The sequence below is a fragment of the Blastomonas sp. UPD001 genome (assembly GCF_003426715.1).
GTDB lineage: Bacteria > Pseudomonadota > Alphaproteobacteria > Sphingomonadales > Sphingomonadaceae > Blastomonas.
Window position 1 is genome coordinate 2550371 of sequence record NZ_QKVT01000001.1, and the last position, 9770, is coordinate 2560140.

The following is a 9770-nucleotide window of genomic DNA, read 5'->3' on the forward strand; positions in this document are numbered from 1 at the left end:
TCCGGTGCCTTGGGACATAGATAAACTGGAAGGGACACCTCATGACCGCTGTTGGACAGGACACGCTCGGCACCCGGGCGACGATGGAAGTGGGCGGACGCACCATCGCCTATTATTCGCTGGCCAAGGCGGCGGAAAAGCTGGGCGATATCTCGCGCCTGCCGTTCAGCATGAAGGTGCTGCTCGAGAACATGCTGCGCTTCGAGGATGGCGGCTTCACCGTCTCGACCGCGGATGCTCAAGCCATTGTCGACTGGCAGAAGAACCCCTCGTCTGACGCGGAGATCCAGTATCGCCCCGCGCGCGTGCTGCTGCAGGATTTCACCGGCGTGCCCTGCGTCGTCGATCTGGCGGCAATGCGCGATGCGATCGCCAAGCTCGGCGGCGATACCAGCAAGATCAACCCGCTGGTGCCCGTCCACCTCGTCATCGACCACTCGGTAATGGTGGACGAATTCGGCCATCCCAAGGCGTTCAAACAGAATGTCGAGATCGAATATTACCGCAATGGCGAGCGCTACGACTTCCTGAAATGGGGATCGAAGAGCCTCGACAATTTCAAGGCGGTCCCTCCCGGCACCGGCATCTGCCACCAGGTGAACCTGGAAAATATCGCGCAGGCGGTGTGGACCAGCACCGATGAGAGCGGCGCGATCGTCGCCTATCCGGATACCTGTGTCGGCACCGACAGCCACACCACGATGATCAACGGCCTGGGCGTGCTCGGCTGGGGCGTGGGCGGGATCGAGGCGGAAGCCGCGATGCTCGGCCAGCCGGTCTCGATGCTGATCCCCGAAGTCGTCGGCTTCAAGCTGACCGGCCAGCTGCGCGAAGGCGTGACCGCGACCGACCTGGTGCTCACCTGCACCAACATGCTGCGCAAGCATGGCGTGGTCGGCCGCTTCGTCGAATATTACGGCCCGGGCCTTGCCTCGCTGAGCCTCGCCGACCGTGCGACGCTCGCCAACATGGCCCCCGAATATGGCGCGACCTGCGGTTTCTTCGGCATCGACGACAAGACCATCGATTACATGCGCCTCACCGGCCGCGACGAGGAGCTGCTGGCGCTGGTCGAGGCCTATGCCAAGGAGCAGGGCTTCTGGATCGATCCGAACGCGGTCGATCCGGTGTTTACCAGCACGCTCGAGCTCGACATGTCGACCGTCGTCCCCTCGCTCGCCGGTCCCAAGCGCCCGCAGGACCGCGTCGACCTCACCGAAGTCGACGATGTCTTCGCCAAGGACATGGCCGAGACCTACAAGAAGGCCAACGAGCGCGTCGCGGTCGAGGGCAAGGATTTCGACATCGGCGATGGCGACGTGATGATCGCCGCGATCACCAGCTGCACCAATACCTCGAACCCCGGCGTGCTGGTCGCGGCGGGCCTCGTCGCCAAGAAGGCCGATGAGCTGGGCCTCAAGCCCAAGCCCTGGGTCAAGACCTCGCTCGCGCCCGGATCGCAGGTGGTCACCGACTATCTGGTCAAGGCCGGGCTGCAGCAGCATCTCGACAATGTCGGCTTCAACCTGGTCGGCTATGGCTGCACCACCTGTATCGGCAATTCGGGCCCGCTGGCCGAGCCGATCAGCAAGGCGATCAACGACAACGGCCTGGTCGCCGCGGCCGTCATCTCGGGCAACCGCAATTTCGAAGGCCGCGTCTCGCCCGACGTGCGCGCCAACTTCCTGGCCAGCCCGCCGCTGGTCGTCGCCTATGCGCTCAAGGGCACGGTGATCGAGGATTTTACCACCACCCCGATCGGCACCGGCACCAACGGCCAGGACGTGTTCCTCAAGGACATCTGGCCGACCAATCTCGAAGTCGCCGACACCATGGCATCGTGCATGGACCGCTCGATGTTCCAGGCGCGCTATGCCAATGTCTACAAGGGCGACGAGCACTGGCAGGCGATCAATGTCGAGGGATCGGAAACCTATAGCTGGCGCGCCGGTTCCACGTACGTCGCCAACCCCCCCTATTTCGAGGGCATGAGCATGACCCCCGCGCCGGTGGGCGACATCATCGAGGCCAAGCCGCTCGCGATCCTGGGCGATTCGATCACCACCGATCACATCTCGCCCGCAGGCTCGATCAAGGCGGATTCGCCCGCAGGCAAGTGGCTGATGGAGCATCAGGTCGCCAAGGCCGATTTCAACAGCTATGGCGCGCGCCGCGGCCATCACGAGGTGATGATGCGTGGCACCTTCGCCAATATCCGCATCAAGAACGAGATGGTGCCGGGGATCGAGGGCGGCATGAGCCGCTATGGCCAGGAAGTGATGCCGATCTATGACGCCGCGATGCGTCACAAGGCCGATGGCACGCCGCTGGTCGTGATCGCGGGCAAGGAGTATGGCACCGGATCGTCGCGCGACTGGGCGGCGAAGGGCACCAACCTGCTGGGCGTCAAGGCGGTGATCGTCGAGAGCTTCGAGCGTATCCACCGCTCGAACCTGGTCGGCATGGGCGTGCTGCCGCTGCAGTTCCAGAACGGCGACACGCGCGAAACCCTGGGCCTGACCGGTGATGACAGCTTCACCATCAAGGGCATTGCCGATTTGAAGCCGCGCCAGCAGGTGACGGTGGAAGTGACGCGCGCCGATGGCTCGAGCTTCAGCTTCGAGGCTTTGTGCCGCATCGATACCGCCAACGAGATCGAGTATTTCATGAACGGCGGCATCCTCCACTACGTGCTGCGCAAGCTCGCGGCATGATCGGGTTCGTGTCTCGGGCCATGGTTGCGCTGGGTAGCGCGGCGATGGTCCTTGGCGCGGCCCCGATGGCGGCGGCCCAGGCTCCGACCCGCGCCGTCACCCTGGCCAGCGATCCGCAGGAAGCGGCGCTGACCTGTTTCTACGCGGCCGTCGTCACCGGCAAGGGCAAGACCGAGGCGGCTGCCGAGGCGAGCTGGTTCCTGTTCGATCTCACGCGCCAGCAGACCGAAGCTGCGCCCGAGAGCTTTGTCGAGAAGCTCGAGGCGACCGCCAGCCTGCCGCCGACCAATCTCGACACGCTGGCCGCCGATGCCCCGGCGCTGGTGCCGCTATGCGCAGCGCGTTATCCGCTGATCAGCTCGAAGCGCGTCGTCACCCTGCCTGCCGACCCGTTCACGCGGGAGATGCAGTGCTTTGCGCTGACCAGCTATCTCGCCGGCATGGCCGAGAGCGAGCTGGAAGACTCGGGCGAAAGCCCGTTCGGCCAGCGGGTGGGCGCGCTGGCGGACAGGCTCGCGGCCAAGCTGACCGAGGAGCGCGCCAAGGCGGCAGGCATCGCCGATGCCGAGGCGATGCAGCGCCAGTTCTCGCTTTCGCTGCGCGATATCAGCCCTCTCGGCAATCCGATGAAGGTGCTCGAAGCCTGCGAGGCCATGAAGTGACCGGTGCGGCTCGCTCTGCCCGCCAGCAGAGGAGCCGCTGATGCCGCGCCTGCGCCAGGTCCCGCGCGATGCGGCGGACGATTATGCCCGCAAGCTCTATACCGCACTGTTCGGGGATCGCGATCCGGTCGAGCAGCCCGGCACCGCGACGGGCACGCCGGGCAACTGGTGGACCGTCTTCGCGCTCGTCCCCGATGCCTTCCGCCACACCACCGAAGGCTTCGGCTTCTACCGTTCCGACCGGCGCAAGCTCGATCCCGTCCTGCGCGAGCTCGGCCAGACCCGCGCGGGCTATGCAGTGGGGTCGCGCTTCGTCTATTCGCAGCATATGAAGGCGGCGCGCTTTGCCGGGCTCAGCGAAGAGCAGGTCCAGGCGATCGCGCACTGGCCGGTCGCCGATTGCTTCACGCCCGTGCAGCGCGCGGTGCTCGCCTATGCCGATGCGCTGGTGCTGCAGCATGGCCGCGTGCCCGACGGCGTGTTCGCCGCCTTGCAGGCCGAGCTCTCCGACGAGGAGATTCTCGAGCTTACCTATGTCACCGCGACCTATATGATGCATGCGGTGATGAGCCGCGCGCTGCGGCTCGAATATGACGATGTCGACGATCCCGTGACCGAGGTGCCCGCACCCGAGGGGGCCACCGCCGATGTCATGGGCATGGTCGACCGGCGGAAACGGGACTGAGATGAGCTATCACCACCTCGCCATGGCGGCGCGCGACATGGCCGCGATTCACGATTTTTATGAGCGCATCACCGGGTTCGAACTGGTCAAGGTCGAGATCGCGCCGATGATGGGCGGCGGCTGGGGCAAGCATTTCTTCTACCGGATGGACGGCGACGACAGCAGCTTCATCGCCTTCTGGGAACTGAACGAGGTGCCGAATGCCGACGCGCACGAGTTCAACCTCAACAAGGCCGCGCACATGCCGCCCGGCACCAACCATTTCGCCTTTGCCGTGCACAGCGCCGAGGCGCTCGACGCCCGGCGCGACCAGTGGAATGCGGCCGGGCTCGACGTGCTAGAGATCGATCACAACTGGTGCCGGTCGATCTATACCCGCGACCCCAATGGCAATATGGTCGAATTCTGCCTGACCACCGGCACATTCACCGAGGCGGACCGGGCAAGGGCGCTCGCAGCGCTGGACGAGCGCACCATGAACCCCTCGCCGCCGCCCGCATCGATGCGGCAATGGCTGGCCAAGGATCGCGCGCAGAAGGAAACGCAAAGCGCCTGAAAGCGCCAGCCGCGCTTGACTTTCCACAGCCTGCCCCTTATGCGCCCAGCTTTCGCGGGGACGGCCCGGCCGTTTCTCGCAGCGAATCATTTGAACCCGTAATTTTCAGGAGTGCCGCATGAAGCGCACATTTCAGCCCAGCAATCTCGTGCGCGCGCGTCGCCATGGTTTCCGTTCGCGCATGGCGACCCCGGGTGGTCGCGCCGTGCTGCGTGCACGTCGTGCCCGCGGCCGCAAGCGCCTGAGCGCCTGATCGGGCCGCCGCCCGTGATTGCGGGCGCGGACGACAGCACCGAAACTGACAGCACGGGCGCTCCGGAGCCTTCCGGGGCGCCCGTTGTCATGCGGCAGCGGTCCGATTTCCTCGCCGCCAATGGTGGCCTGCGCGTCGGCACCCCGGGCTTCGTGCTGCTGGTCAAGCCGCGCGGCGACGATGATGCGACGCGGCGGATCGGCTATACCGTCACCAAGAAGACCGGCAATGCCGTGGTGCGCAACCGGATCAAGCGCCGTTTTCGCGAACTCGCGCGCGCGGTGCTACCGGCTCAGGGCATCGCGGGCGCCGACCATGTGCTGATCGGACGCACCGAGGCGCTGACCCGCGATTATGCCGAGATGCAGCGCGATCTCGAACGCGCGCTCGCGCGGGTGCGTGAGGGCAGGGCGAGTTCGGACCGCCGCCCGCCGCGCGGAAAGCCGCGCAAGCGCTGATGCTCCGCCGGTCGCCAGGACCCGCGCGTCCGTCTAAAGCCGCTGGCCCCTCTCGCGCGTTTCGATCGAGAGCAGGGGACATGGAGCCACGATGCGCCAGTTGCTGATCCTCGTCGCGCGCGCCTGGCAGCTCGGCCCGTCACGGGTGCTGCCGCCCAGCTGCCGCTACAGCCCCAGTTGCTCGCAATATGCGATCGAGGCGCTGACGAAATACGGTGCGATTAAGGGTGGCTGGCTGGCGATGAAGCGGCTATTGCGCTGTCACCCATGGGGCGGGCACGGCCATGATCCGGTGCCCTGACCAAGATGCGCCCCCCTGATGAATTGCCGGAAGAAGGTTTGAAGCGTGGAGAATCAGCGTAACCTCATCATCGCCATCGTTCTGATGGCGCTGGTTCTGTTCGGATGGCCCTATGCGCTGGAATTCTTCTATCCAGCGCGCCCGGCGACGATCGAGGATGCGGTCGAAGCGCCGCGTCCGGGGCTGAACAACCGCAATGCCGTGCCCGATACCGGCACCGCGCCCAAGGTGATCCGCGAGCGCAAGGCGGTGATCGCCGGTAGCGCACGCATTCCGATCGACGCGCCGCGCGTCGCCGGCTCGATCAACCTCACCGGCGCGCGGCTCGATGACCTCGTGCTCAAGGACTATCGCGAGAAGCTCGACAAGAATTCGGACCTGGTCCACCTGTTCTCGCCCGCGGGGACCGAGGATCAGTATTTCGCGCAGTTCGGCTGGATCGGCGAGGGCGTGGTCACCCCGACCAGCCAGACCGTCTGGACCGCGAGCGGCACCAGGCTGACGCAGAAGACGCCGGTGACCTTGAGCTGGACCAACCCCGCGGGCCAGCGCTTCGAGATCACCTATGCCATCGACGCCAATTACCTGATCACCGTCACCCAGCGGTTCGTGAACAGCGGCGCCATGCCCGCGATCGTGCGTCCGCTCGGGCTGATCAACCGCACCAGCGCCAATGCCGATCCCAGCACCTGGACGGTGCGCAACGGACCACTCGGCGTGTTCGACGATGTCGCCGATTTCGACGTGCATTATGACGATCTCGACGAGAATCCGAAAAAGCTGGTCGAATATACCGGCAATATCGACTGGCTCGGCTTTACCGACCATTACTGGCTCTCGGCGCTGATCCCCGCGCCCGACACCAAGGGCAAGATGGCGGGCAATTTCCGCGCATTGGGCGGCAAGCTCTACCAGTCCGAGCTGCTGTTCGACACCACTGTCGTCGCGCCGGGCAAGCAGATCCAGACGAAATCGATGCTGTTTGCCGGCGCCAAGGAGACCGAGCTGCTCGATGATTATGTCGATGCCAAGGGGATCAAGCTGCTTGATCGCGCGGTCGACTGGGGCTGGTTCATCTGGTTCGAAAAGCCGATCTTCAAGCTGCTCAACTGGCTGTTCGAGCAGGTCGGCAATTTCGGCGTCGCGATCATCCTGCTGACGATCATCATCCGCGGGCTGATGTTCCCGATCGCACAGAAGCAGTTCGCCTCGATGGCGGCGATGCGCGCGGTGCAGCCCAAGATGAAGGCGCTGCAGGAGCGCTACAAGGACGACAAGCAGAAGCTCCAGACCGAGATGATGGAGCTTTACCGCAAGGAAAAGGTCAATCCGCTCGCCGGATGCCTGCCGATGTTCCTGCAGATCCCGGTCTTCTTCGCGCTGTACAAGGTGCTGCTGCTCGCGATCGAGATGCGCCACCAGCCGTTCGTGCTGTGGATCAAGGACCTTTCGGCACCCGACCCGCTGACCCCGGTCAACCTGTTCGGCCTGCTGCCCTTCGATCCACCGAGCATGATCGCCATCGGCGTGCTGCCGATCATCCTGGGCGTGACCATGTGGCTGCAGTTCAAGCTCAATCCCGCGCCGATGGACCCGGTCCAGCAGCAGGTCTTCGGAATCATGCCCTGGGTGCTGATGTTCGTGATGGCGCCGTTTGCCGCGGGCCTGCAGCTCTACTGGGCGATGTCGAACGTGCTCACCATCGCGCAGCAGAAATGGCTGTACAGCCGCCATCCGCAACTCAAGGAGCTGGCGGCGAAGGAAGCGGCAGACAAGGCGGCCAAGGCCGACGGCAAGGGCAAGGCGTGATCGTCGCTTTTCCTTCCGTCGTCTCCCCCGCGCAGGCCGGGGTCCCGCTCCCATTCACAGCGTGCGCGCCCAAGCGGGATTCCCGCGTTCGCGGGAATAACGGGAAGGGGGATGCCGCGCATGGATGAACCCCAGATCCACCCGCTGCTGCTCGAAGCGAACCGGCTGTTCTCCGGATCGGTGACCTTCCTCAAGTCCGCGCCGTCGCTCGAATTCCTGCCGCCGCCGACCGTGCCCGAAATCGCCTTTGCGGGCCGGTCGAATGTCGGCAAATCCTCGCTGCTCAACGCGCTGGTCGGCCGGCGGGCGATCGCGCGCACCTCGGTGACGCCGGGGCGCACGCAGGAATTGAACTTCTTCGATATCGGCGACCCGCCGCGCTTTCGCGTGGTCGACATGCCGGGCTATGGCTTTGCCAAGGCGCCCAAGGATGTCGTCAAGAAGTGGCGCTTCCTGATCAACGACTATCTGCGGGGCCGCGCGGCGCTCAAGCGCACGCTCGTGCTGATCGACAGCCGCCATGGGGTGAAGCCGGTCGATCTCGATGTCATGAAGATGCTCGACGAGGCGGCGGTCAGCTATCGCCTCGTCCTGACCAAGGCGGACAAGATCAAGGCGAGCGAGCTCGAGCGCATCGCCGATCTGACCCGTGCCGAAGCGCGTAAGCACCCGGCAGCTTTTCCCGATGTGATCATCACCTCGTCCGAAAAACGCATGGGGATTGACGATCTGCGCGGCTTTGTGATGGACAGCATCAGCGAATAAGGTTCGCGCGCACACCTTTCTCCCTGGAGAACGGGTCAGACCTACAGCCGATCGATTGGGGCAGATATGAAGCTGTACATTGGCAACAAGAACTATTCGAGCTGGTCGCTGCGCGGCTGGCTGGCGTGCAAGCAATCGGGCCTGCCGTTCGAGGAAGTGGTCGTGCCGCTGTACGACGAGGCCTGGCCCGAGCGGCGGCAGGCGCCCGAATTCCAGCCTTCCGCCGGCAAGGTGCCGGTGCTGTGGGACGGCGAGGCGGTCGTGTGGGATTCGCTCGCCATCATCGACTGGCTGGCTGATCGCACCCATCGCGACCGCTTCTGGCCGAAGGACCCAATCGCCGCCGCGCTCGCCCGCTCGATGGCGGCGGAAATGCACGCCGGTTTCCTGCCGCTGCGGCGCGAATGCGGCATGAACCTGCGCCAGCGCTACAGCGATTTCAGCGTCAGCCCCGAAGTGCATCAGGACGTGATGCGCATCCTCTCGCTCTGGGCCGAGGCGCGCGCGCGCTTCGGGCGCGGCGGGCCGTTCCTGTTCGGCAGCTTCAGCGCGGCGGACATCATGTTCGCACCGGTGATCACCCGTTTCCAGACCTATGGCATCACGCTGCCCGGCTTCGCCCTGGCCTATAGCGAGGCCATTCTGGGGCACGAATGGATGATCGACTGGGCCGAGGCCGCCAAGGCCGAGCCTCACGTGATCGAGCGGTTCGAGCGGTGAAGGCTCAGCCGCCGCCGCGCAGGATTGCCGCCAGCCCCGCCTCGTAATCGGGATAGGCGGGCTGCCAGCCGAGCAGCCGCTTCGCCTTGCCATTGGCGACGCGGCGGTTCTCTGCATAGAAGCCCAAGGCCATCGGCGAGAGATTCGCTTCCTCGAGCGATTGCAGCGCCGGCAGCGGCGCGCCCAGCAACCGGCATGCCGCCTCGATCACCCGGTTCTGCGAGCAGGGCAAGTCGTCGGCAAGGTTGTACACGCCCGCAGGCCCATCGAACGAGGCGATCACACCGCCCGCGATATCCTCGACATGCACCCGGCTGAACACCTGGCCCGGCATCGCGATGCACTTGGCGCTTCCATCGCGCACCCGGTCGAGCGCGCTGCGGCCGGGGCCATAGATGCCGGGCAGGCGGAGCACGCGAACGCGCGTATCGAGCGCCTGCCACACCAGGTCCGCCTCGGTGCGCGCGTTGCGCCGCCCGGTGCCGACGACGGACGTTTCATCCACCCACGCCCCGCCCGCATCGCCATAGACACCGGTCGAGGAGAGATAGCCGATCCAGCGCGCGGGGGAGGCGCGCAGGATGTCGCTATATTGCGTGAGCACCGGGTCGAGCCCGGTCGAGCGGTCGGGCGGCACGCTCGAGAGGATGTGCGTCGCGTCCGCGAGCGCGGCGTGGACCGAGGCGGAATCGGCGAAATCCATATCGCCCGACCGCCCCGTTCCGCGCACCTGCCAGCCCTGGGCGCGCAGCCTGGTCGCGAGGTGCGAGGCCGAATAGCCCATGCCGAAAATGAAGAGATGGCTCATGCGCGGGAACCTAGCGAGGGGGGAGGGGGATGCAAGGTT

Annotated in this window: 11 protein-coding genes; 10 read left to right on the forward strand and 1 reads right to left on the reverse strand. The window is 65.4% G+C overall.

Translation table 11 applies throughout. The features are described 5' to 3' along the window. The first annotated feature begins 41 nt into the window (after nucleotides 1–41). The 10 genes from acnA to DM995_RS13040 all read left to right on the forward strand — a co-directional run bounded on the left by acnA (nucleotide 42) and on the right by DM995_RS13040 (nucleotide 8923). Nucleotides 42–2714, forward strand: coding sequence for an aconitate hydratase AcnA (gene acnA, locus DM995_RS12995; RefSeq protein WP_116969690.1), 2673 nt, complete (start codon nucleotides 42–44; stop codon nucleotides 2712–2714). Beyond that, nucleotides 2711–3376, forward strand: coding sequence for a hypothetical protein (locus DM995_RS13000; RefSeq protein ID WP_232824379.1), 666 nt, complete (start codon nucleotides 2711–2713; stop codon nucleotides 3374–3376). Before acnA ends, DM995_RS13000 begins: the two co-directional genes overlap by 4 nt. A gap of 40 nt (nucleotides 3377–3416) precedes the next feature. Continuing rightward, on the forward strand, nucleotides 3417–4061 hold the full coding sequence (locus DM995_RS13005; RefSeq protein WP_116969692.1) for a carboxymuconolactone decarboxylase family protein: 645 nt from the start codon (nucleotides 3417–3419) through the stop codon (nucleotides 4059–4061). 1 nt (nucleotide 4062) lies between these two features. Next, a complete protein-coding gene (locus DM995_RS13010) occupies nucleotides 4063–4617 on the forward strand; it encodes a VOC family protein (protein WP_116969693.1) in 555 nt (184 codons plus the stop codon). A gap of 118 nt (nucleotides 4618–4735) precedes the next feature. Then, nucleotides 4736–4870, forward strand: a complete 135-nt coding sequence (gene rpmH / locus DM995_RS13015) for a 50S ribosomal protein L34 (protein WP_060977424.1) — start codon at nucleotides 4736–4738, stop codon at nucleotides 4868–4870. An 89-nt stretch (nucleotides 4871–4959) separates the two neighbouring features. Then, nucleotides 4960–5328, forward strand: a complete 369-nt coding sequence (gene rnpA / locus DM995_RS13020; RefSeq protein ID WP_116969694.1) for a ribonuclease P protein component — start codon at nucleotides 4960–4962, stop codon at nucleotides 5326–5328. A 91-nt stretch (nucleotides 5329–5419) separates the two neighbouring features. Continuing rightward, entirely contained in the window at nucleotides 5420–5629 is a 210-nt protein-coding gene (gene yidD, locus DM995_RS13025) for a membrane protein insertion efficiency factor YidD (protein ID WP_023838073.1), read from the forward strand. Nucleotides 5630–5674: 45 nt separating this feature from the next. Next, nucleotides 5675–7438 (forward strand): membrane protein insertase YidC, encoded by a 1764-nt coding sequence (gene yidC / locus DM995_RS13030; protein WP_116969695.1) that lies wholly within the window; start codon nucleotides 5675–5677, stop codon nucleotides 7436–7438. A gap of 120 nt (nucleotides 7439–7558) precedes the next feature. Next, nucleotides 7559–8203, forward strand: a complete 645-nt coding sequence (yihA, locus tag DM995_RS13035; RefSeq protein ID WP_031318105.1) for a ribosome biogenesis GTP-binding protein YihA/YsxC — start codon at nucleotides 7559–7561, stop codon at nucleotides 8201–8203. 66 nt (nucleotides 8204–8269) lie between these two features. Further along, nucleotides 8270–8923, forward strand: coding sequence for a glutathione S-transferase family protein (locus tag DM995_RS13040; RefSeq protein ID WP_116969696.1), 654 nt, complete (start codon nucleotides 8270–8272; stop codon nucleotides 8921–8923). A 4-nt stretch (nucleotides 8924–8927) separates the two neighbouring features. On the opposite strand, the gene DM995_RS13045 is transcribed toward DM995_RS13040, so the two are convergent. Further along, nucleotides 8928–9731, reverse strand: a complete 804-nt coding sequence (locus DM995_RS13045; RefSeq protein WP_116969697.1) for a Rossmann-fold NAD(P)-binding domain-containing protein — start codon at nucleotides 9729–9731, stop codon at nucleotides 8928–8930. Nucleotides 9732–9770 lie beyond the last annotated feature (39 nt).